Genomic DNA, 22,012 nt, shown 5'->3' on the forward strand with positions numbered 1-22,012 from the left:
ATCCACACCTGGGGATAAACCTGTGGATAGTGTGGATAACTCGCCCACTTCCGGGGGAGTTTCCACACCTCAACCCGCTCCTGAGGGTGTTCTGCGGGGTTCCGACCTCGCCCGTGCCGCGCTGGAGGCCGCCCGCGCGGCGAACAAGGCGCGCGGCGTGCGGAGCAGGCGCGCCACCGGCGGGGCCGCCGCGCGCAGGCGCAGGCGCACCTGGTCCGGTCCCGGCCCGGACGACCGCGACCCGCAGCCGCTGGGCAGGCTCGCGTCCCGGATCGCCGCCGACCGGGGGTGGGCGGAGAAGCTCAGGGGCGGCCAGGTCATCGCGCAGTGGCCGAAGCTGGTGGGGGAGGACGTCGCCGAGCACGCGCAGCCGGTGTCGTTCGAGGACGGCGAGCTGACCGTCCAGGCCGACTCGACGGCGTGGGCGACGCAGCTGCGACTGCTCCAGCGGGAGCTGCTGAAGAAGATCGCCGCCGGGTTGGGCCCGAACGTCGTCAAGCGGCTCAAGGTGCTGGGTCCCGCCGCGCCAAGCTGGCGCTACGGCCCCAGGCACGTTTCGGGGCGTGGTCCGCGCGACACCTACGGGTGAGCCGAGGGCGGTCCGCAGCGTCGATCCTGTGGCGCGGTGAGCGGGCGGCAGCGCTTTCCGGAGCAGGGGTTGGCGGTCGCCCCTCGCTGTGAGTCGCTTCCGGGCTTCTGTGAGCAACTGAGGTGCGTCCTTGATGCGCTCCTGTCGGTGTGCCCCGGTAGACTCTTGGGTAAGCGTTACCAATCTGCCGCAGAGTTGCGGCATCCCTGTCGCTCCAGTTCGAGGAGACACCAGGCCCGTGGCAGCCCAGAAGAAGGATTACGGCGCGTCGTCGATCACCGTGCTGGAAGGGCTGGAAGCGGTCCGCAAGCGCCCCGGCATGTACATCGGCTCCACCGGGGAGCGCGGTCTGCACCACCTGATCCAGGAGGTCGTGGACAACTCCGTCGACGAGGCGATGGCGGGCTACGCCTCCAAGGTCGTGGTGACGCTGCTGGCGAACGGCGGTGTCCGGGTCGTCGACGACGGCCGCGGCATCCCGGTCGACCTCCACCCGGTGGAGGGCAAGCCGACCCTGGAGGTCGTGCTCACCAAGCTGCACGCGGGCGGCAAGTTCGACAGCGACTCCTACGCGGTGTCCGGCGGCCTGCACGGCGTCGGCATCTCCGTGGTGAACGCGCTGTCCACCGCCGTCGACGTCGAGGTCAAGCGCCAGGGTTTCACGTGGAACCAGCGCTTCGAGGCCAGCAAGCCCGCGCACGAGCTGGAGCGGGGCGTCCCGACGTCCGAGACCGGCACCACGATCACGTTCTGGGCCGACCCGGCGATCTTCGAGACCACCGACTACAACATCGAGACCATCTCGCGCAGGCTCCAGGAGATGGCGTTCCTCAACAAGGGGCTCAGCATCGTCCTGCGGGACGAGCGGGTCGCCGAGGAGGGCGCCGAGGAGGCCGACGCCGAGGGCCACGTGGCCAAGGTCCGCGAGCGGGTCTTCCACTACCCCGGCGGCCTGGAGGACTTCGTCCGCCACCTCAACCACACGCGCGAGGCCGTCCACCAGAAGGTGGTCAGCTTCGAGGCCAAGGGCGACGACCTCGAGGTCGAGGTCGCGATGCAGTGGAACACCGGCTACACGCCGTCGGTGTACACCTTCGCGAACACGATCAACACGCACGAGGGCGGCACCCACGAGGAGGGCTTCCGCGCCGCGCTGACCCGCGTGGTCAACGAGTACGCGCGCGACAAGAAGCTCATCAAGGAGAAGGACGCCAACCTCACCGGCGACGACATCCGCGAGGGCCTCGCCGCGATCATCTCGGTGAAGCTCAAGGAGCCCCAGTTCGAGGGCCAGACGAAGACCAAGCTGGGCAACAGCGAGGCCAAGTCGTTCGTGCAGAAGTCCACGAACGAGCACCTGGCGGACTGGTTCGAGCGCCACCCCAACGAGGCGAAGACCATCATCACCAAGGCGGTCTCGTCCTCGCAGGCCCGCATCGCCGCCCGCAAGGCGCGCGAGCTGGTGCGCCGCAAGGGCGCCCTGGACATCGGCGGCCTCCCCGGCAAGCTCAAGGACTGCCGCTCCTCCAACCCGGAGGAGTGCGAGGTCTACATCGTGGAGGGCGACTCCGCGGGCGGCTCGGCCAAGGAGGGCCGGGACTCCATGTACCAGGCGATCCTGCCGATCCGGGGCAAGATCATCAACGTGGAGAAGGCCCGCATCGACCGGGTGCTCAAGAACACCGAGGTCCAGTCGATCATCACGGCGATGGGCACCGGCATCCACGACGAGTTCGACGTCAGCAAGCTGCGCTACCACAAGGTCGTGCTGATGGCGGACGCCGACGTCGACGGCCAGCACATCCGCACCCTGCTGCTCACCCTGCTGTTCCGCTTCATGCGGCCACTGCTGGAGCACGGGCACGTGTACCTCGCGCAGCCGCCGCTGTACAAGATCAAGTGGCAGCGGTCCGAGCCGGAGTACGCCTACAGCGACCGCGAGCGCGACGGCCTGATCGAGCGGGGCCTCGCCGCCGGTAAGAAGATCGGCAAGGACGACAACATCCAGCGCTACAAGGGCCTGGGCGAGATGAACGCCGAGGAGCTGTGGGAGACCACGATGGACCCAGCCAACCGGGTGCTGCTCCAGGTGACGATGGACGACGCCGCCGCGGCCGACGAGCTGTTCAGCGTGCTGATGGGCGAGGACGTGGAAGCCCGCCGGTCCTTCATCACCCGCAACGCCAAGGGCGTCCGCTTCCTCGACGTGTGACCCGTCCCGCCCGTAGCCCGTTGTCCTCTCCCAGGAAAGAAGAACAGTGAGCGAGACGACCCTGCCCCCGATCGGCGGCGGAAGCGACCGCACCGAGCCGCGCGACCTCCAGCAGGAGATGCAGAACTCGTACATCGACTACGCGATGAGCGTGATCGTGGGACGGGCCCTGCCGGACGTGCGCGACGGCCTCAAGCCGGTCCACGTGCGCGTGCTGTACTCGATGTTCGACTCCCGCTTCCTGCCCGAGCGCAGCTACAACAAGTGCGCCCGCGTCGTCGGCGACGTGATGGGCAACTACCACCCGCACGGCGACTCGGCGATCTACGACGCCCTCGTGCGCCTGGCCCAGCCGTGGGCGATGCGGTACCCGCTCATCGACGGCCAGGGCAACTTCGGGTCCCAGGGCAACGACCCGGCGGCGGCCATGCGGTACACCGAGTGCCGCCTCACCCCGCTGGCCATGCGGATGCTCGCGGACATCGAGGAAGACACCGTCGACTTCCGCGACAACTACGACGGCCGCATCCAGGAGCCGACGGTCCTGCCGTCGCGGGTGCCGAACCTGCTCATCAACGGCTCGTCCGGCATCGCGGTCGGCATGGCCACCAACATCCCGCCGCACAACCTCCGCGAGGTCGCGGACGGCGTGGTGTGGGCGCTGGACAACCCGGAGGCCTCCGACGAGGAGACCCTGGAGGCCATGATCGCCCGCATCAAGGGTCCGGACTTCCCGACCTACGGGCAGATCCTCGGCACCCAGGGCATCGAGGACGCCTACCGCACCGGTCGCGGCTCGGTGAAGATGCGCGCGGTCGTCGAGATGGACGAGGACGCCAAGGGGCGCACCATCCTCGTCGTGTCCGAGCTGCCCTACCAGGTCAACCCGGACAACCTGGTCGAGAACATCGCGTCGCTGGTGCGCGACCAGAAGATCAACGGCATCTCGAACATCGCCGACGAGTCCAACCGCCGCTCCGGGATGCGCATCGTCATCACGGTCAAGCGCGACGCGGTGGCGAAGGTGGTGCTGAACAACCTCTACAAGCACACCCAGCTCCAGTACTCGTTCGGCGTGAACATGCTGTCGCTGGTGGACGGGGTGCCCCGCACGCTGCGCCTGGACCAGATGATCCGGCACTACGTGAAGCACCAGATCGAGGTCATCGTCCGGCGCACCAAGTTCCGGCTGCGCAAGGCGGAGGAGCGGGCGCACGTCTGGCGCGGCCTGGTCAAGGCGCTCGACCAGCTCGACGCGGTCATCGCGCTGATCCGCCGGTCGGACACGACCGAGTCGGCGCGCACCGGCCTGATGGAGCTGCTGTCCGTCGACGAGATCCAGTCCAACGCGATCCTGGAGATGCAGCTCCGCCGCCTGGCGGCCCTGGAGCGCCAGAAGATCATCGACCAGCTGGCCGAGATCGAGCTCCAGATCGCGGACCTCAAGGACATCCTGGCCAAGCCGGAGCGGCAGCGCGCCATCGTGCGCGAGGAGCTGCTGGAGATCGTCGACAAGCACGGCGACGACCGGCGCACCAAGATCGTCCCGTTCGACGGCGACGTGTCCATGGAGGACCTGATCGCGGTCGAGGACGTGGTCGTCACGATCACCCGGACCGGCTACGCCAAGCGCACCAAGACCGACCTGTACCGCGCCCAGAAGCGCGGCGGCAAGGGCGTGCAGGGCGCGCAGCTCAAGCAGGACGACATCGTGCAGCACTTCTTCGTGTGCTCCACGCACGACTGGATCCTGTTCTTCACCAACAAGGGCCGGGTGTACCGCACCAAGGCCTACGACCTGCCCGAGGCCAGCCGCAACGCGCGCGGCCAGCACGTGGCGAACCTCCTCGCGTTCCAGCCGGACGAGGAGATCGCCCAGGTCATCCAGATCAAGAACTACGAGGCCGCGCCGTACCTGGTGCTGGCCACCCGCAACGGCCTGGTGAAGAAGTCCAAGCTGTCGGACTTCGACTCCAACCGCTCCGGCGGCCTGATCGGCATCAACCTCCGCGAGGAGGACGAGCTGGTCGGCGCGGTGCTCACCGGCGAGGGCGACGACCTGCTGCTGGTGTCAAAGGACGGCCAGTCCATCGGGTTCCACTCCAGCGACTACGTCCTGCGCCCGATGGGCCGCGCGACCTCCGGCGTCCAGGGGATGCGCTTCAACAGCGACGACGAGCTGCTGTCGATGGGCGTGGTGCAGGAAGGGCTCTTCGTTTTGGTCGCCACCGACGGTGGGTATGCCAAGCGCACCCCGATCGAGGACTACCCGGTGCAGGGGCGGGGCGGCAAGGGCGTGCTGACGATCCAGCACGACCGCAGGCGTGGGAGGCTTGTGGGAGCTCTCATCGTCGACGTCGAGGACGAGCTGTACGCGATCACCTCCGCGGGCGGGGTCATCAGGACCAGCGCCAAGGAGATCCGCAAAGCGGGTAGGCAGACCAAGGGCGTTCGCTTGATGAACCTCGGGGAGAAGTCGACCTTGATCGCGGTCGCGCGCAACGCGGACGAGCCCGCCGACGTCTCCACCGGTGAAGAGGATCAGGCGACCGAGCCTGCCAACTGAAGCAGCGCGGACGACGAGAGGTTGAGGACAGCTCGTGACTCCACCCGAGAAAGAGGACCGGGACGCGGACAAGACCGCGGTGATCACCCGGCCGAGCGTCGAGGCGGCCAAGGCGCCCGAGGCGGCAGCCGCGTCATCGGGTGAACCGGAGAAGAAGAAGCCGGAGGAGGTCGTGACCACCGCCGCGCCCGCCGCCGCTCCGGAGGCCGCGAAGGCCCCGGAGAAGCCCGCGGAGAAGCCCGCGGACGAGAGCCCCACGGTGGCGGTGACGCCCCCGCCGTGGCAGCGCTCGACCAGCGAGGGCGGCTACAGCGAGGCCGCCCAGGTCGGGCCGGGCGACGACGTGAAGCCCGCCGAGGCGGGGGCCCCGGCGTCGCCGGTCTTCCCGTCGCTGGACCAGGACACGGTGGCGGTGGCCAAGCCGGTCCCGCCCGGCGCCGCCCCGGCGGCTGCCGCCGCGGCGGCAGCGCCGCGCACGGCGGTGAACCTGGGCAACCAGTCGAGGCCGCAGGCGTCGTCCTCGGCGCGCCGCCCCGGCAGGGGACCCCGGCGGGCCAGCCTGCAGGTGAAGCGGGTCGACCCGTGGTCGGTCCTGAAGCTCGCGCTCGTGCTCAGCGTGGCGCTGTTCTTCGTCTGGCTGGTCGCGGTCGGCGTGCTGTACGGCGTGCTGAACGGCATGGGCGTGTGGGACAAGATCAACAACACCGCGAACGACCTCCTCCAGAGCGAGGAGGCCAGCGGTGACCCGTTGATCAGCGCGGGTCGGGTGTTCGGCGTGTCCGCCATCGTGGGCGCGGTCAACATCGTCCTGTTCACCGCGCTGGCCACCGTCGGCGCCTTCGTCTACAACGTCTCGGCCGATCTCGCAGGCGGCTTGGAGGTCACGCTCTCCGAGCGCGAGTGACCCCGATTTGGGGCAACGGCGGGTCGTGTTGTAGTCTTCTCGTCGTTGCCCCGAGGGCCTATAGCTCAGGCGGTTAGAGCGCTTCACTGATAATGAAGAGGTCGGAGGTTCAAGTCCTCCTAGGCCCACCGGATGTATCCAGGGATTGCTCAGAGGGGAACACTGTGAAGAAGATCATCGCACTTGTCGCAGTCGCCGGTGCGGTCCTGTTCTTCGTCAAGCGCAGTCGTGCGGCCAAGGCCGACGCTGACCTGTGGCGCGAGGCCACTGCTCCGGCCAACTGACACCGCGAGGGCGGTTCGTTCTGCCGCCCCCCGCGAGGGGACGTAGCTCAATTGGCAGAGCACCGCCTTTGCAAGGCGGGGGTTAGGGGTTCGATTCCCCTCGTCTCCACTCGGCCGAGGCCGATCTGTGTTCGCGGAGAGCGCGAACCGGGTCGGCCTTCGTCATTTCACCGGGGGCGCGGCCTCGGACCCCGCCCGGAGGGCTTCGCTTCCGGCCCCCTGCGGTGGTCCTGATCTGCGGTAGTCGTGCCGAGGGTGCTTTCTTGCTCCGACCCTATTGGGCCGGGGTTTTTTTGTTTTGTGATCAAGAGCACCGATCAGGAGCACCGGTGGCGCGCGGGGGCTTTTCCCCCGCACGTGGAAGGGCCCGCACCCCCGGCCGGGAGGGTGCGGGCCCCTGGTTCCTCGCTGACGCCCTTGTCAGTTGGTGCTGAAGTGCCGTGCTGTCAGGCTGCGGTGTTCGCCAGCTCCCGGTTCTCGGCGTTCTTCTTCCTGGAGGCCAGGATGGTGTCCACCGCCCAGACGCCCGGACCCGTGAAGGCCAGGAGCAGGAAGGCCCACGAGTAGACCGCCGCCAGTTCGCCCTTGTTCTCGATGGGCAGCAGGCCCATCGGCTGGTGGACGACGAAGTAGGCGTAGGCCATGGCGCCGGAGACGATGATCGACGCCACGCGGGTCCAGAGACCGATCAGGACGAGCGCACCGCCGATGACCTCGATGAGGCCCGCGGGGCCCGAGGGCCAGTTCATGGGCGAGAAGCCGCCCTTGCCGCCCAGCACGCCGAAGACCTTCTGGGCTCCGTGGCAGATCATGAAGAAGGCGATCACGATCCGGAAGATCGAGAGGAACTGCTCCCGACCACGGTCCAACAAGCTCATTTCGATTCAGTCCTCACTTGGCAGGGGCGAGTGGCAGGTAAGGACAAGCTAACGGTCTTCACGTTACGTGCCTAGATCGTCACGCTGTCGATTCGCTGTCTGGGGTCTGTCGGCGATCTGGTTGACTTGCCGCGCCATGAAGCGACTGCTGCCCTCCCTGCTGATCCTCGGCGCGCTCACCGCGTGCGGGGGTCAGGAAAGCCCCGGTGGGACCTCGGCGCAGGCATCCCAGCCCGCGTCAACGCAGGTCACCACGTCCTCCACGCCCAGCGGGCCGCCCCCGGCGCCCGAACCGGCGGTCGAGGGCACCTGCCCCTATCTGGACAAGTCCGAGGTCGCTCAAGCCAACGGGCAGCTCGTGCCCAAGGTGATGCTGTCGAGCGACAAGACGAATCCCGCGTGCTTCTTCTACGCGAACGCGACTGAGATCCAGTTGACCGTTCGGGTGTACCGGGGTGACGCCACAACGGCCAAGGCGTTGGTCAACGAGGCGGCGCCGATCGCCGATTCCAACCCCGCCACCGAGCCCGCGGGCTGGGAGGGCGGGTCGATGGCCACCGACGCGGGCGCCGTGTACGCGGTCGCCAAGGCCGGGGACGCCGTCGTCATCACCAGCAACCAGAAGCAGACCATCAAGGCGAAGCAGATCGCCAAGCTGGTCGTCCAGGGCCTGGCGGGCTGAGCCAGGCCGCCCGGAGCGCGCGAAGCGCCCGTCCCCCTGCTTTGGAGGACGGGCGCTCGCGGTTCGTGGTGGGTTCGGGGCGTCAGCTCCGCTCGGTGACCCGGCCGTTGCGGGACGCGGCGTCCCGGTCGGTCGTGCCGGAGGACGGGATGTCGCCGTTGAGCGGGTGCAGCGGGGCCTCCTCCTCCAGGAGCACCTCCTGCGGGCGCTTGTTCAGCGCCGCCCAGCCCGCGACCGCGCCCGCGGCGAGCAGGCCGAGCACCCAGGGCCACTTGCGCGAGGACTTCTGGGGCTTCCCGAACTCCTTGCGCGCCTGCTTCGCCGCCTTGCGGATGTCCTTGGCGCGGACACCGGCCTCCTTGCGGGCCCGCTCGGTGGCCTTCGCCACGTCCTTGCGGACCGCCTTGGCCCTCTTCGCGAGCTTGCGGCGGCTGCGCCTGGTCTGCTTCTCCACCAGCTCGGCGCGCTCGACGAGCAGGCCGGCGCGATCGGCGACGACGCCGCGCACGTGGTCGGCGGTCACCCCGCGCTCGGCGAGCTTGCCCTCGAGCTTCCCGGCCCACTGGGCCGCGGCGTCAGCGCTGGCGTGACCAGCGCGAACCGCTCCCCGGCGGGCGGCGCGGAGACCCGTTCCCACTGCCCTGCCCGCCGACTCGCCTGCTCGGGTCATGGCGTCTACCTCATCCATATCGCGCTCCACAAGCTGTCGGACAGTCACATTTCGGCAATACCCATCCTGCCCCTTCCCCAACCACAGCGCCGGTAGATGGCACGATGGGGAGGTGGCAGACAGCAACGAATCGCTCGTCGGGCGCAAGGTGACGGCGACCCTGCACACCACGCAGGGCGTCATCAAGATCAACCTTTTCCCCGACCACGCCCCCAAGACGGTGGCGAACTTCGTGGGCCTCGCCGAGGGCACGAAGGCGTACACCGAAGCCAACGCGAAGGGCGAGGCCAGCGGGCCCTTCTACGACGGTGCGATCTTCCACCGGGTCATCGCAGGCTTCATGCTGCAGGGCGGTGACCCCACGGGCACCGGTCGCGGCGGCCCCGGCTACAAGTTCGCCGACGAGTTCCACCCGGAGCTCAAGTTCGACCGCCCCTACCTGCTCGCGATGGCGAACGCCGGGCCCAACACCAACGGCTCCCAGTTCTTCATCACGGTCGCGCCGACCTCGTGGCTGAACTTCAAGCACACGATCTTCGGCGAGGTCGCTGACCAGGAGTCCCGCAACGTCGTCGACACCATCGAGAACGGTCCGACCGGTGCGGCCGACCGCCCGGTCAACGACGTCGTCATCGAGAAGGTCACGATCGAGAAGGCCTAGTGGCAGGCACTCCGGTACCACCCGGCGGCCCGATCGGGGCGCAACCAGGCCAAGCGGCCTGCGCGCGACACCCCGATCGGGCCACCGGCCTGCTGTGCGCGCGGTGCGAACGCCCCGCCTGTCCCGACTGCCTGCGCGAGGCGGCCGTGGGCTTCCAGTGCGTCGACTGCGTCACCGAGGGGGCCCGCACCACGCGGCAGGCCCGCACGGTGGAGGGCGCCACGCACGCCTCGACGGGGCGCAGGCTCCTCGTGGTCCCCGTGCTCATCGTCGTCAACCTCGCGCTGTTCGCGCTGACCGCCTACCTCGGCGGCGGCGTGACCGACCGGGACGTCTTCCAGAGCGGCGTGACCCAGGAGGGGGCGCTCGTCCCCTACTTCGTCGCCCTCGGCGAGTGGTGGCGCCTGGTCACGTCCGGCTTCCTGCACCTGGGCGTCACGCACATCGGCCTCAACATGGCCTCGCTGTACATCCTCGGGCGCGACCTGGAGCCCGTGCTCGGGCGCGCCAGGTTCCTCGCGGTCTACCTGCTGTCCCTGCTGGGCGGCAGCGCGTCCGTGTACCTGTTCGAGGAGGTCGTCTCCCTCACGGCGGGCGCGTCGGGCGCGATCTACGGCCTGATGGGCTCCCTGCTCGTCGTGCTGCTCAGGCGGCGGCTCAACGCCACCCCGGTGCTGGCGATCATCGCCATCAACGTGTTCCTGAGCTTCTCGCTGCCCAACATCTCGATCCTCGGGCACCTGGGCGGCATCGCGGTCGGCGCGGCGGTCACCGCGGCGCTGGTCTACGCGCCGCGCGGGCCGCAGCGGGTCCGGTGGCAGGCGGGGGCGGTCGTGGCGTTCGCCGTCGCGCTGGTCGTGCTCACCGCCGTCCGCACCGCCGTGCTCGTGGGCTGAGCCCCGCGAGCGGTTCGGGACCCCGACGGCCGGGACACCGGAAGTTCACCTGAAGCGGGAGCGGGGGTCGGGGGTGTCGCCCCCGGCCCGACCGCGCCCGGTGCGGACGACCGGACGCGGCGGGGCAGTTGTCCACAGGGGGGGCGACACCTGTGGAATGCCGAGGACGGTGATGAGCGCCACTCGGCGCTCACCCGTCCGGGGCTGAGCTTGATCGGATCGGGCGGGTCGCAGGCGGGCTCACGGCCGCAGCGCGTGCAGCACCTCGGCCACGTCCTGCGGATCGGCGCCCAGGTCGAGCTGGGTGAGCACCACCAGGCGCTCGTCCTCGCCCCGCTCCCAGTCCAGCTCCAGGGTCCGCACCACGCGCCCCAGCCTGCGGGTGCTCTGCAGGCGCACCTTCACCTCGTGCCAGGCCATGTGGTGCTCCCGGCGCAACCCGCGCACGGTCAGACCCGTCTCATCAACGGCCAGCTTGGGGCGCACCAGCGCGCCCTGCAGGGACATCCACCCCAGCAGCGCGACGGCCAGGCCGAGCATCACGCGGGAGGGGGCGTCGGGGGACATGAGCAGCAGCACCAGCACGACTACGGCCAGTGCTCCCGCGAGGGCCACGAACGCGGGATTCGGGGCCCAGGACCGGGTGGGCGGAGGTGACGTCACACCCGTGAGTGTCCCGCACTCCGGGACGGGCCTGTGGACAACTCCCGCCCTGGACCGGCGCTTGTGCGATTTGGCGCAAAGTTGTCCACAGGAGTTGTCCCCATTGGGGATGACTCGCGGCCCCGCGCTCCGGTCACCCGCTGTTCACCCGGTCAGGTCAGGCCGGACACGCGAGAGGGGCCGGGCGCGCAGTGCGCCCGGCCCCTCCGGAGTGCTGTGCCACGCCTGCCGGTCAGCGCCAGCGCATCGTCATCAGCAGGCCGACGATGATCAGCGCGAAGCCGATGCCGAAGTTCCACGACCCGAGGTCCATCATCACCGGGATCTTCTCGCCCGCGATGTAGTTGACCACCAACCAGGCGAGGCCGAGCAGCATGACACCCAGCATCACCGTGATGTAGAACGGGTGCGAAGGACCTGCTGCCTTGACCTTCACCGGGGTGCGTCGATCGGCAGGCGCCGTGTAGACGGCCTTCTTGCGGACCTTGGACTTGGGCATGGCTGTCCTCGCCTGACGGTGGATAGGCCTGGGTGGGCGCGTCAGTTAACGCCCACCGCTGGGGGAACACGTTAACGTAACCGAGCAGGTCCTAGAAGCACTGTGCTGGACTGGAGTCATGGCCGGGAGGTTTCTCAGGTGAGCTTCGACCCGCCCGCGACGCGCGGCGGACCGTCGGGACAGCCGCCGCACGCTCAGCGCCCGAGGCCGTACCCAGCCCCGCAGGCGTCCGGTGGTGGACCAGGCGGCCCGCCCACCCCGCCCCAGGGCGGCGGTTGGTCCGCGCAGCAGCCGACCACCCAGGTCGCCAGGCAGCCGCAGGGCCCCCGGCCTGCGCCGCGCGGCCCCCGGCACTCCCAGCAGCGCCCGCCCCAGGACGAGGCGACGCAGGTGCTCCGGCCGGTCGGCGACGCGCCGACGCAGTACGCGCACCCCGTCGGGCACAGCCTGCCCCCGCCTCCGGGACGGCCCGTCGCGCCGCCGCGCCACCGCGCGCCGCGCAGGCCCGTCGAGCCTCCCACGGAGGTCATCCCCAGGTTCGAGGACGACCGGGACGACTACGAGGACCCGCAGGACGACCTCGACCGGGACGAGCGCGCCGGGGCGGACCGGCACGAGCCGGAGTACCCGCCCGAGGGCCCGCTGCGCAAGGTCGTGCGGGGCACCGGCGAGGCGCTGATCACGCTCGGCCTCGTCGTGCTGCTGTTCGTGGTCTACGAGGTCTACGTCACCGACCTGATCTCCGCGGGCAAGCAGGACGACGTCACCTCGGCGCTGGACGAGGAGTGGAAGGACTCGAACACCGTCGCGGCCGACCCGCAGCGCGAGGTCAAGTACGACCTGCTCGACGGCAAGGCGTTCGCGAAGATCTACATCCCGGTGTTCGGGGCGGACTACAAGTTCTCCATCGTCGAGGGCACCACCGACAAGGACCTGGAGACCGGTCCCGGCCACTACAAGGGCACCGCCCTGCCGGGGGAGAAGGGCAACTTCGCGGTCGCGGGCCACCGGGTCGGCAAGGGCTCGCCGTTCAACGACCTCGACCTGCTCAACTCGTGCGACGCGATCGTGGTGGAGACCCAGGCGTCCTGGTTCGTCTACCGGATGCTGCCGAAGAACAGCGAGGTCGCGGGCTGGGCCTCGCGCGCGTCCGACCCCAGGTGCAAGGACGTCGGGCCGCTCAGCGGGCCGTACTCCAAGACCCAGGGCCAGGAGATCGTGCTGCCCTCGGCGGGCGAGGTCATCAACGAGGTCCCGTACAACGAGGCCCAGGTCCCCGAGGACCAGCTGAAGTCGCTGATGACGCTGACCACGTGCCACCCGCGCTTCTCGGACAAGCAGCGGCTGATCGTGCACGCGACGCTGGCCCAGCACTACCCGAAGTCGGACGGCTTCCTGCCCCCCGAGCTCAAGGAGCAGTGAGGTGTACTCCTGGATCTGGCGCCACCTCCCCGGCCCCCTGCCGGTTCGGGTCCTCGAGGCCGTCGTGGTGGCGGCCGGGGTGGTGGCGCTGCTGATGTTCGTCGTCTTCCCCTGGGCGGAGCCGATGCTCCCGTTCAACCAGGTGACGACCGAGCAGTGACCGGTCGGCTCGCGACCGTCAGCCCGTGATCACCGGAAGGTGATCGTCAGGACCGGGAGACCGAGGTCATCGTCTCCCGGTCCACGACCTTGACCCGCTCGCGACCGCGCTCGGCGCCCAGCGCCTTCTCGTGCGCGTCCAGCTTCAGCCAGCCCTCCACCGTGGTGAACGGGACGGCGCGCTGCTCCAGGAACCGGACGATCGCGTCCGGCTCCGGGAACTGGCAGGCGGGCAGCGCGTCGGCGTCCGCCAGCAGGTTCGTGACGGTCTCCAGCGCATCGCCCTTGGTGTGGCCGATCAGGCCGACCGGGCCGCGCTTGATCCAGCCGGTGACGTACACGCCCGGCAGCGGCTGCTCGTCCAGGTCGACCACGCGGCCCCCGGCGTGCGGGACCGTGCCGGACGCGGTGTCGAACGGCAGGTCGACCAGGCTCGTGGACAGGTAGCCCACCGCCCGGTACACCGCCTGCACCGGCCAGTCGGTGAACTCGCCGGTGCCCCTCACGTTGCCGTCGCCCGTCAGCTCCATGCGCTCGGTGCGCAGGCCGACGACCTTCCCGTCCTCGCCGGTCACCTCGACCGGGGCCTCCAGGAAGTGCAGGTGCAGCCTGCGGGGCCGGTCGCCGACGTCGCGCAGCGCCCACTCCTGCAGCGTCTTCACGACCATCTCGACCTGCTTGCTCGACCGGATCGAGGCCATGCTGCCCTCGTCGAAGTCGATGCCCTCGGGGTGCACGATCACCTCGACGTTGGGCGAGTGGTCCAGCTCCCGCAGCTCCAGCGGGGTGAACTTCGCCTGCGCCGGGCCGCGGCGGCCGAACACGTGCACGTCGGTGACGGGGCTGGACTTGAGGCCCTCGTAGACGTTGTCGGGGATCTCGGTGGTCAGCAGCTCGTCGGCGGTCTTGGCCAGCACGCGGGCGACGTCCAGCGCGACGTTGCCGACGCCGAGCACGGCGACCTGCGAGGCGGTGAGGGGCCAGGTCCGGGGCACGTCCGGGTGGCCGTCGTACCAGGAGACGAAGTCGGCGGCGCCGTAGCTGCCGTCGAGCTCGATGCCGGGCACGTCCAGCGCCCGGTCCTTCTCGGCGCCGGTCGAGAAGATCACGGCGTCGTAGTGCTGCCTCAGGTCCTCCAGCTTCACGTCCACGCCGTACTCGACGTTGCCGAAGAAGCGGATCTCCGGCCGGTCGAGCACCTTCTGCAGCGCGTTGACGATGCCCTTGATCCGGGGGTGGTCGGGAGCGACGCCGTACCTGATCAGACCGTACGGGGCGGGCATCCGCTCGAACAGGTCGATGGAGACCTCGGCGTCGGACTTGGTCAGGATGTCGGCGGCGTAGATGCCCGCGGGGCCCGCGCCGACCACGGCGACGCGCAGGGAACGACTCATACCCTAAGGTTAGGTGGGCCTTAGTTCAGTACCGGAGAGAGGTTCCTCACGGCTACCCTGGCGCCATGCGCGTGCTGGTGGTCGACAACTACGACAGCTTCGTCTACAACCTCGTCCAGTACCTGGCGCAGCTCGGCGCCGAGTGCGTGGTCAAGCGCAACGACGAGGTCGAGCCCGCGGACGTCGCGGCGGCGGGCGGGGTGCTGGTCAGCCCCGGTCCCAGCACGCCCCACCGGGCCGGGCGGAGCATGGACGTGGTGCGCTGGTGCGTCGACTCGGGCGTCCCGGTGTTCGGCGTGTGCCTCGGCCACCAGGCGATCGGCGCGGTGTGGGGCGCGACCGTCGACCTGGCGCCCGAGCTGCTGCACGGCAAGACGTCGGTGGTGCACCACGAGGGCGCGGGCGTGCTCGCCGGGCTGCCCCGGCCGTTCACCGCGACCCGCTACCACTCGCTGACCGTGCTGCCGGAGACGATCCCCGACGAGTTCGAGGTGACCTGCCGGACCGAGGGCGGCGTCGTCATGGGGATGCGGCACCGCGAGCTGCCCGTGGAGGGCGTCCAGTTCCACCCGGAGTCGGTGCTCACCGACGGCGGCCACCGGATGCTGGCCAACTGGCTGGCGGTGTGCGGCTACGAGGTGCCTGAGGCCGTCGTGGGCGGCCTGGAGCGCAACATGAGGGACCTGGCCGCGGCGGCGCGCCGCTAGGCCGTTCCGCGTCCGCTCAGACGGCGAAGGGCCCTCCCGGCAGCTCCGGGAGGGCCCTTCCGCGTTCCACCGCCCCGGTTCCGGGGCCCGGTCGCCGCGGGCTGGTCGCTGGGGCTAGTTGCTGGGGGGAGCGCTGCTCGCGCCCGGCCGGAACTCGCCGACGACGACGGTGATCCGCTGCGCCTTGGTGATCGCCGAACCGGGGGAGGTCTGCTGGGACTGGACCTTGCGGTCCTGGGACAGGTCGCTCACCGGCGTCTTGCTGGTCTGCAGGTCGCCGTTCCACTGGAGCAGCCGCAGCGCCGCCTTGGCCTCGGTCTCGGTCATGCCCCGCAGGTCCGGCATCGAGACCATGTTGCCCTTGGACACGCTGAGGGTGACCGTGGAGCCCTTCTCGACCCGGCCCGCGCCGGGGTCCTGCGCGATGACCTGGCCCGCGTCGGTGGCGCTGTCGACCTGCTTGACCTGCACCTTGAAGCCCGACTGCTCCAACGAGGCCCGCGCGTCGTCCTCCTGCACGCCGATCACGTTGGACAGCGTGACGGCCTCGGGCTCCTTGCCGATCTTGATCGTGATCGTGGTGCCCTTGGGGGCCTTCGTGCCGTGCATCGGGTTCTGCTCGACGACCTTGTCGACCTTCGCCGGGTCGCTGGTCTCCACCCGCTCCTGGTTCGTGTCCAGCTTCCAGTCCTCGCCGAGCTTGGCCTGCGCGTCCGCGACGCTCAGCCCGGTCAGGTCGGGGACCTCGATGTCGTCGGGGTTCGTGCCCACCATGACGGTGATCTTGCTGTTGCGGTCGACCGACTTGCCGCTCGCGGGGCTGGTCTCCAGCACCCGGTCGACGTCCTTGGCCGGGTCGCACTTGGGCTGGCTGCCCGGCTGGCACGGCACCAGCTGCAGGTTGATCTCCAGCCCGGCGTCGGACAGCGCGCTGCGCGCCTCCGAGCTGGACTTGCCGACCAGCGTCGGCACCGTGACCTGCTTGGGGTCGCCGCCGGAGGACTCGGTGCTCCCCAGCAGCGAGGTGGTGATCCAGATCGCCAGCGCCAGCACGCCCGCGCACAGCAGGACGACGATGGTGATCATCCACATCCGCCTGCGCGCGGCGAGGCGCTCCCGCTCCTCCTCCAGCGCGGCGCTGTAGTTGCCGGTGTCCTCGCGGTCGCGCTCCCGCTCCCGCTCGCGGACCGCCGACTGCCGGTGCCTGCCGCCGCCGCTCGTCGTCTGCACCGCCTCGGTGCGCGCGGGCGCCGAGGGCGACTGCTGGTCCAGCAGCGCGGTCCGCTCCTCGCTCGTCATCACGACGGGCGCGGACGGCCGCTGGCCGGACAGCACGCGGACCAGGTCGGCGCGCAGCTCGGCGGCCGACTGGTAGCGGTTCGCCGGGCCCTTGGCCATCGCCTTGAGCACGATGGAGTCCAGCGCCGGCGACACCTTCGGGTTCAGCGACGACGGGGACTTCGGCTCCTCCCGCACGTGCTGGTAGGCCACCGCGACCGGCGAGTCGCCGGTGAACGGGGGCTCGCCGGTGAGCAGCTCGAACAGCACGCAGCCCGACGCGTACACGTCGCTGCGGCCGTCGACCGCCTCGCCCTTCGCCTGCTCGGGCGACAGGTACTGGGCGGTGCCGATCACCGCGGCGGTCTGCGTCACGGCGGCCTGGCCGTCGTGCACGGCGCGCGCGATGCCGAAGTCCATGACCTTGACGGCGCCCGAACGGGTGATCATCACGTTCGCGGGCTTCACGTCGCGGTGCACGATGCCGTGCCGGTGGCTGAAGTCCAGCGCGGCCGACACGTCCGCCATGACCTCCATGGCGCGCTTGTTCGACAGCGGGCCCTGGGTCTTGACGATGTCGCGCAGCGTCCGCCCGTCCACGTACTCCATGACGATGTAGGGCAGCGGGCCGTACTGGGTCTCGGTCTCGCCGGTGTCGTACACGGCGACGATGGCGGGGTGGTTCAGCGCTGCGGAGTTCTGGGCCTCACGACGGAACCGCTCCTGGAACTGGGCGTCGCGGGCGAGGTCGGCGCGGAGCACCTTGATCGCCACGTCCCGGCTGAGCCGCACGTCCTTGCCCTTGTGGACCTCGGACATGCCGCCGTAGCCGAGGGTCTCCCCGAGTTCGTAGCGGTTGGAGAGCAGTCGCGGAGTGCTCATCAGTGCTTCGTCCCGCTCCTCGTCAACGGTCTCAAGCCTTGTCGTGCCCGTCGTGCGCGTTCAGCCTGCCGCCCCCCGGTTCAGGTGGGCACGCACGTGACGCGCACCCGTGAACCGATCGGCACCTCTCCCTCGGGCTCCAGCTCGCTCACCCGGCACCGCCTCGCGTCCGCGGGCGCGCCGCCCCGCTCCGAGCGGACCTCGGGCTCGACGCCGTGCCCGGTCAAGGTTGCCGCGACCTCGTCCGCGGGCGCGCCGAGGTAGTCCGCCCCGGTGATCTCCACCGTGGGCCTGCCGGGGAACCGGTCGGTCGCGTCCTCCGGAGCGGCCCTGCTCGCGGAGGGGGTGCTGCCTTGCGGGCTCGGACCGCCGGGCACCCCATCGTCCCCCGCGATCTCGCGCACGATGAGCACGCTGAGTGCGATCAGCGCGATCACCAGGAAGGCGACCATAACCCACAGCAGAGGGCGACCGCGTCCAGGATGCCGGCCCGGAGCGCCCGGCGGGTGGAAAGCACCCGTGTGCGGGCCTGCCGCGGGAGGGTGGATGGGCTGCATCCCCGGACGCGAACCGGGGTGCGTCACGGGGATGCCGGGGTGGGTGAGCTGCGCCGGTGGCGTGAGCTGCTGCGGGGCCATCGGCGGGGGAGCCGCCAGCTGCTGCGGCGGCGCGAGCTGCGCCGGGAGCTGCTGCGAGGGCATCGGCTGCTGCGGCATCGGCGGCGCGCTCATGGGCTGGGCCTGCAGGGGCTGGACCTGCATGGACTGCGCTTGCACGGGTTGCGCCTGCATGGGCTGGGCTTGCAACTGCTGCACGGGGAGCTGCTGCGAGGGCGGCGCCTGCGGCGGGGGAGCCAGCTGCGGCCCGCCCACCGCCATCGCCAGCCCGGACGGCGCGGGCAGCGGCTGACCGGCCCGCACCGCGGCCACCGCCGAGGCGAACTCGCCGCCGTTGCGGTACCGCTGCCTCGGGTCCTTGACCAGCGTCGCCTCGATCAGCGCCCGCACCGCGGGCGGCACGTCCGGCGGCAGCGGCGGCGCGACGTCCCTGATGTGCATCATCGCCACGGTCACCGCGTTCTCCGACCGGAACGGCCGGTGCCCGACGAGGCACTCGTAACCGCACACGGCCAGCGCGTACACGTCGCTCGCGGGTTCCGCGTCGTGCCCGGTCGCCTGCTCGGGGGCGATGTAGTGGGCGGTGCCCATCACCATCCCCGACCGGGTCACCGGGGCCGCGTCAGCCGCCTTCGCGATGCCGAAGTCGGTGATCTTCACCTTGCCGTCCGGGGTCACCAGGATGTTCCCCGGCTTCACGTCCCGGTGCACCAGGCCCCGCTCGTGCGCGGCCTGCAGCGCGGTGCCCGCCTGCTCCAGCACGTCGAGCACCCGCTCGGCGTTCATCCGCCCCCTGGCGATGATCGCGGCCAGGGGCTCGCCCTCGACCAGCTCCATCACCAGGTACGCGGTGTCCTCCGGCCCGTCGGGCTCGGAGGCCGTCTCCCCGTAGTCGTGCACCCCGGCGATGCCGGGGTGGTTCAGCGACGCGGTGGTCCGGGCCTCGATGCGGAACCGGTTCAGGAACTCGGCGTCCCCGCTCAGCTCCGCCTTCAGCACCTTCACCGCGACGTTGCGGTCCAACCGGGTGTCGGCGGCCTCCCAGACCTCACCCATGCCGCCGACGGCGATCCGCCTGGTGAGGCGGTACCGCTCGGCGAGGAGCTGGCCGGAGGACAGCATCACCTGCTCCCGAGGTAGCTGCTGATCACCGCGCGGCCGATCGGCGCGGCCACCCGGCCGCCGGTCGCGTTGCCGCCGCTCTGGCCGCCGCTCTTCTCGACGATGACGGCGAGCGCGATCTGCGGGTCGTTCGCCGGGGCGAACGCGGTGTACCAGGCGTGCGGGTTCGGGGTCGAGCCCGCGCCCCACTCGGCGGTGCCGGTCTTCGAGGCGATCTGGATGTTGCTGAGCTTGCCCGTGCCGCCCGCCTTGTTCTCGGCGGCGATCATCATCTCGGTCAGCAGCTGGGCGCTGTCCTCGGACATGGCCTCCTCGACCTCGTCCGGCTTCGTCTCGTCGACGGTGGCCGTGTCGGTGCCGAGGATCTTGTCCACCAGGTACGGCTTCATCCGGACGCCCTTGTTGGCGATGGTCGCGACCATCACCGCGTTCGCCAGCGGGGTCACCTGGACGTCGCGCTGGCCGATGCCGGTCTGGAAGAGCGCCGCCTGGTCCGGGATCGGGCCGATCGTGGAGGCCGCCGTGGTCATCGGGACCTGGAACTTCTGGTCGTCGATGCCGAACTTCGCCGCCTGCTCGCGCAGCTTCGCGGTGCCGAGGTCGCCCGCCAGCTTCGCGAACGCGGTGTTGCACGACTCGGCGATCGCCTGCTCCAGCGTCGCGTTGACGCCGTTGTTGCAGTTGTTGCCGTTGAAGTTCGGCAGCTCGGTGTTCGTGCCGGGCAGCGTGATGGTGGGGCGCGCGTCGACCTGGGTCGACTTGTCCATGCCCTCTTCCAGGCCCGCCGCCGCCACGACCAGCTTGAACGTCGAGCCGGGCGGGTAGGTCCAGGACAGGGCGCGGTTGGCGTCGGGCTGCGCCGCGTTGTCCTGGGTGACCTCGGCCCAGTACGCCTTCTCCTCCTCGCCGTCCTGCACGGCCAGCTTGTTCGGGTCGAACGAGGGCGTGCTCACCAGCGCCAGGATCTTGCCGGTCTTCGGCTCGATCGCCACGACCGCGCCGGTCCGGTCGCCCAGCGCCTCGTACGCGGCCTGCTGCGCCTTCGGGTTGATCGTCACCTGGAGGCTCGCGCCCTTGGGGTCGCGGCCGGTGATCAGGTCGGACAGCCTGCGCGTGAACAGCCGGTCGTCCTCGCCGATCAGCAGGTCGTTCTCGGCCCGCTCCAGCCCGTTGGAGCCGTAGGTGTTGGACAGGTAGCCGGTCACCGGCAGGTACATCGGCCCGTTGGCGTAGACCCGCTGCCAGCGGTCCTTGTCCGGGATCGGCGTGACCGTGGCCAGCGGCGTCCCGTCCGCGGCGATGATGCTGCCGCGCTCGCGGGAGAGCATCTCCAGCCTGCCCCGGACGTTGTACGCGTTGGTCCGGTACTCCTCGGCCTTGATCACCTGCACGTACGTCGCGTTCGCGAGCAGGATCATCATCATGACCATCATCGCGACGCCGACTCGGCGGAGCGGGGTGTTCATTTCGGTCGCTCCACCATGACAGTGAACTGGTCGGCGATCGCGGGCTGCTGCACGCGCGGCTTCACCGGCGCCTGCGGGGACCGCGCGGCGTCGGAGATGCGCAGCAGCAGCGCTACCAGGACGTAGTTGGCGAGCAGCGAGGAGCCGCCCTTGGACAGGAACGGGGCGGTGATGCCGGTCATCGGGATCAGCTTCATGACGCCGCCGATGATGATGAAGACCTGGAACGCCACCGCGAACGCGAGGCCGCCGCCGAGCAGCTTGCCGAACGTGTCGCGCACCGCCAGCGCGTTGCGCAGGCCGCGCAGCGCGAACACCGTGTAGAGCAGCAGCACGGCGGTGAGGCCGACGAGCCCCAGCTCCTCGCCGATCACGGCGGCGATGAAGTCGGTGTTCGCCTCGGGGATCTGGTCGGGGCGCCCGCCGCCGAGCCCGGCGCCGAACAGGCCGCCCGTGCCGAAGCCGAACAGCGACTGCACGATCTGGTAGCCGGCTCCCGACGGGTCCGCGAACGGGTCGACCCAGTTGTCCACGCGGGTCTGCACGTGCGTGAACATCCGCCAGGCCGCGACCGCGGCGCCCATGAACAAGGCGGTGCCGATGATGATCCACACCGCGCGCTCGGTCGCCACGTACAGCAGCACCAGCACGATGCCGAAGAACAGCAGCGACGAGCCGAGGTCCTTCTGCAGCACCATGACCGACACCACGACCGCCCACACGGCGATCAGCGGGCCGAGGTCGCGGGCGCGTGGCAGGTCCATGCCGAGGAACCGGCGGCCCGCGATGGTGAACAGGTCCCGCTTCGAGACCAGGAAGGCCGCGAAGAAGACCATCAGCAGGATCTTCGCGAACTCGCCCGGCTGGATCGAGACGCCGCCGAAGCGCAGCCAGATCTTCGCGCCGTTGATCGTCGGCGCGATGAAGCCGGGCAGCACGCCGGGCAGGATCAGCGCGACCAGGCCGATCAGGCCCGAGACGTAGCCGAACTTGGCCAGGGTGCGGTGGTCCTTGAGCAGCTTGAGCGCCGCGCAGAACAGCACCAGCGACAGGCCCGTCCACATGACCTGCTTCGGCGCGGCGGCCGACCAGGCCTCCCCGTCGACGACCACGTCGGCCATGCCCAGGTCGATCCGGTGGATCATCACCAGGCCGATCCCGTTCAGCAGCGTGACGCACGGCAGGATCACCGGGTCCGCGTAGGGCGCCCAGGTCCGCACCGCGAGGTGGGTCACGGCCAGCATCACCAGGTAGGCCAGGCCGTACCAGATGATGTTGAGCGAGAGCTCCTTCTCCTGGTTGGCCTCGACCAGCACCAGGGCGGCGGTGACCAGCACCGCGCCGAAGGCCAGGAGGAAGAGCTCGGTGCTCCGCTTGGTGGGTGGCGGTTTCAACCCCGGCGACGTTCCGCTCGCCCTCGCGAGCGGGGTGTCCCCCGCGCCGGTGCCCGGCGAACCCATC

18 protein-coding genes, 2 tRNA genes and 2 pseudogenes are annotated in these 22,012 nt (G+C 70.2%); 13 read left to right on the top strand and 9 right to left on the bottom strand.

The genetic code is table 11. The features are described 5' to 3' along the window. Nucleotides 1-157: 157 nt before the first annotated feature. From ACTUAL_RS11645 to ACTUAL_RS11675, 7 genes and pseudogenes are all read left to right on the top strand, one after another. The gene (locus ACTUAL_RS11645) at nucleotides 158-589 is read left to right on the top strand and encodes a DUF721 domain-containing protein (protein ID WP_012782642.1); all 432 of its coding nucleotides are present in this window, start codon (nucleotides 158-160) and stop codon (nucleotides 587-589) included. Between the two features lie 238 nt (nucleotides 590-827). Continuing rightward, nucleotides 828-2,801, top strand: coding sequence for a DNA topoisomerase (ATP-hydrolyzing) subunit B (gene gyrB, locus ACTUAL_RS11650; protein ID WP_096490925.1), 1,974 nt, complete (start codon nucleotides 828-830; stop codon nucleotides 2,799-2,801). Nucleotides 2,802-2,847: 46 nt separating this feature from the next. Beyond that, nucleotides 2,848-5,367: a DNA gyrase subunit A gene (gyrA, locus tag ACTUAL_RS11655; protein ID WP_440900256.1), complete on the top strand. Its 2,520-nt coding sequence runs from the start codon at nucleotides 2,848-2,850 to the stop codon at nucleotides 5,365-5,367. 34 nt (nucleotides 5,368-5,401) lie between these two features. Next, complete coding sequence (locus ACTUAL_RS11660) at nucleotides 5,402-6,271, top strand: DUF3566 domain-containing protein (protein ID WP_440900257.1); 870 nt, start codon at nucleotides 5,402-5,404, stop codon at nucleotides 6,269-6,271. A gap of 54 nt (nucleotides 6,272-6,325) precedes the next feature. Beyond that, nucleotides 6,326-6,399, top strand: a tRNA-Ile gene (locus ACTUAL_RS11665). A gap of 36 nt (nucleotides 6,400-6,435) precedes the next feature. Beyond that, nucleotides 6,436-6,546 (top strand): annotated as a pseudogene (locus ACTUAL_RS11670) (DLW-39 family protein); the annotation flags it as partial. Between the two features lie 45 nt (nucleotides 6,547-6,591). Next, nucleotides 6,592-6,664: transfer RNA gene (locus ACTUAL_RS11675), tRNA-Ala, on the top strand. A gap of 337 nt (nucleotides 6,665-7,001) precedes the next feature. On the opposite strand, the gene ACTUAL_RS11680 is transcribed toward ACTUAL_RS11675, so the two are convergent. Next, complete coding sequence (locus ACTUAL_RS11680) at nucleotides 7,002-7,433, bottom strand: DoxX family protein (RefSeq protein WP_096490927.1); 432 nt, start codon at nucleotides 7,431-7,433, stop codon at nucleotides 7,002-7,004. A gap of 136 nt (nucleotides 7,434-7,569) precedes the next feature. On the opposite strand from ACTUAL_RS11680, the gene ACTUAL_RS11685 reads away from it, so the two are divergent. Continuing rightward, complete coding sequence (locus ACTUAL_RS11685; protein ID WP_096490928.1) at nucleotides 7,570-8,115, top strand: DUF2020 domain-containing protein; 546 nt, start codon at nucleotides 7,570-7,572, stop codon at nucleotides 8,113-8,115. An 82-nt stretch (nucleotides 8,116-8,197) separates the two neighbouring features. Here ACTUAL_RS11685 and ACTUAL_RS11690 read toward each other — a convergent pair whose 3' ends face one another. Next, nucleotides 8,198-8,803 (bottom strand): hypothetical protein, encoded by a 606-nt coding sequence (locus ACTUAL_RS11690; RefSeq protein WP_157767418.1) that lies wholly within the window; start codon nucleotides 8,801-8,803, stop codon nucleotides 8,198-8,200. A gap of 94 nt (nucleotides 8,804-8,897) precedes the next feature. Between ACTUAL_RS11690 and ACTUAL_RS11695 the strand changes: the two genes are divergently transcribed. Together ACTUAL_RS11695 and ACTUAL_RS11700 are read left to right on the top strand one after the other, a co-directional pair. Next, entirely contained in the window at nucleotides 8,898-9,446 is a 549-nt protein-coding gene (locus tag ACTUAL_RS11695) for a peptidylprolyl isomerase (protein ID WP_096490930.1), read from the top strand. Nucleotides 9,447-9,592: 146 nt separating this feature from the next. Further along, a complete protein-coding gene (locus tag ACTUAL_RS11700; RefSeq protein ID WP_232519649.1) occupies nucleotides 9,593-10,342 on the top strand; it encodes a rhomboid family intramembrane serine protease in 750 nt (249 codons plus the stop codon). Nucleotides 10,343-10,582: 240 nt separating this feature from the next. On the opposite strand, the gene ACTUAL_RS11705 is transcribed toward ACTUAL_RS11700, so the two are convergent. Both ACTUAL_RS11705 and crgA read right to left on the bottom strand, forming a co-directional pair. Beyond that, a complete protein-coding gene (locus ACTUAL_RS11705; RefSeq protein WP_012782652.1) occupies nucleotides 10,583-11,005 on the bottom strand; it encodes a PH domain-containing protein in 423 nt (140 codons plus the stop codon). 232 nt (nucleotides 11,006-11,237) lie between these two features. Then, nucleotides 11,238-11,504 carry a cell division protein CrgA gene (crgA, locus tag ACTUAL_RS11710; RefSeq protein WP_096490932.1) on the bottom strand — a complete coding sequence of 89 codons (267 nt, stop codon included), beginning with the start codon at nucleotides 11,502-11,504 and terminating at the stop codon, nucleotides 11,238-11,240. Between the two features lie 138 nt (nucleotides 11,505-11,642). On the opposite strand from crgA, the gene ACTUAL_RS11715 reads away from it, so the two are divergent. Then, complete coding sequence (locus ACTUAL_RS11715) at nucleotides 11,643-12,926, top strand: class E sortase (RefSeq protein WP_440900258.1); 1,284 nt, start codon at nucleotides 11,643-11,645, stop codon at nucleotides 12,924-12,926. A 1-nt stretch (nucleotide 12,927) separates the two neighbouring features. After that, a complete protein-coding gene (locus ACTUAL_RS11720; RefSeq protein WP_440900259.1) occupies nucleotides 12,928-13,086 on the top strand; it encodes a hypothetical protein in 159 nt (52 codons plus the stop codon). 46 nt (nucleotides 13,087-13,132) lie between these two features. Here the strand turns inward: ACTUAL_RS11720 and ACTUAL_RS11725 are convergent, their stop codons facing one another. After that, nucleotides 13,133-14,479, bottom strand: coding sequence for an FAD-dependent oxidoreductase (locus ACTUAL_RS11725; protein ID WP_096490934.1), 1,347 nt, complete (start codon nucleotides 14,477-14,479; stop codon nucleotides 13,133-13,135). Between the two features lie 65 nt (nucleotides 14,480-14,544). Here ACTUAL_RS11725 and ACTUAL_RS11730 point away from each other — a divergent pair, with 65 nt between their 5' ends. Beyond that, nucleotides 14,545-15,186 (top strand): aminodeoxychorismate/anthranilate synthase component II, encoded by a 642-nt coding sequence (locus tag ACTUAL_RS11730; RefSeq protein WP_096490935.1) that lies wholly within the window; start codon nucleotides 14,545-14,547, stop codon nucleotides 15,184-15,186. A gap of 114 nt (nucleotides 15,187-15,300) precedes the next feature. On the opposite strand, the gene pknB is transcribed toward ACTUAL_RS11730, so the two are convergent. From pknB to ACTUAL_RS11750, 4 genes and pseudogenes are all read right to left on the bottom strand, one after another. Then, nucleotides 15,301-17,346, bottom strand: a complete 2,046-nt coding sequence (gene pknB / locus ACTUAL_RS11735) for a Stk1 family PASTA domain-containing Ser/Thr kinase (protein WP_440900260.1) — start codon at nucleotides 17,344-17,346, stop codon at nucleotides 15,301-15,303. A 674-nt stretch (nucleotides 17,347-18,020) separates the two neighbouring features. Then, a pseudogene (locus tag ACTUAL_RS11740) lies at nucleotides 18,021-19,085 on the bottom strand (serine/threonine-protein kinase); the annotation flags it as partial. Then, a complete protein-coding gene (locus ACTUAL_RS11745; RefSeq protein ID WP_096490938.1) occupies nucleotides 19,085-20,551 on the bottom strand; it encodes a peptidoglycan D,D-transpeptidase FtsI family protein in 1,467 nt (488 codons plus the stop codon). The pseudogene ACTUAL_RS11740 and the gene ACTUAL_RS11745, both read right to left, overlap by 1 nt. After that, nucleotides 20,548-22,011, bottom strand: coding sequence for an FtsW/RodA/SpoVE family cell cycle protein (locus tag ACTUAL_RS11750; protein ID WP_096490939.1), 1,464 nt, complete (start codon nucleotides 22,009-22,011; stop codon nucleotides 20,548-20,550). The genes ACTUAL_RS11745 and ACTUAL_RS11750 overlap by 4 nt, the downstream gene beginning before the upstream one ends. Nucleotide 22,012: the final 1 nt, after the last annotated feature.

The organism is Actinosynnema sp. (assembly GCF_052038725.1).

Coding starts and splice junctions, on each gene's coding strand:
- ACTUAL_RS11690 (WP_157767418.1), bottom strand. CDS start 8,803: ATGGATGAGGTAGACGCCATGACCCGAGCAGGCGAGTCGGCGGGCAGG.
- ACTUAL_RS11680 (WP_096490927.1), bottom strand. CDS start 7,433: ATGAGCTTGTTGGACCGTGGTCGGGAGCAGTTCCTCTCGATCTTCCGG.
- ACTUAL_RS11685 (WP_096490928.1), top strand. CDS start 7,570: ATGAAGCGACTGCTGCCCTCCCTGCTGATCCTCGGCGCGCTCACCGCG.
- ACTUAL_RS11750 (WP_096490939.1), bottom strand. CDS start 22,011: ATGGGTTCGCCGGGCACCGGCGCGGGGGACACCCCGCTCGCGAGGGCG.
- crgA (WP_096490932.1), bottom strand. CDS start 11,504: ATGCCCAAGTCCAAGGTCCGCAAGAAGGCCGTCTACACGGCGCCTGCC.
- ACTUAL_RS11730 (WP_096490935.1), top strand. CDS start 14,545: ATGCGCGTGCTGGTGGTCGACAACTACGACAGCTTCGTCTACAACCTC.
- ACTUAL_RS11745 (WP_096490938.1), bottom strand. CDS start 20,551: ATGAACACCCCGCTCCGCCGAGTCGGCGTCGCGATGATGGTCATGATG.
- ACTUAL_RS11725 (WP_096490934.1), bottom strand. CDS start 14,479: ATGAGTCGTTCCCTGCGCGTCGCCGTGGTCGGCGCGGGCCCCGCGGGC.
- pknB (WP_440900260.1), bottom strand. CDS start 17,346: ATGAGCACTCCGCGACTGCTCTCCAACCGCTACGAACTCGGGGAGACC.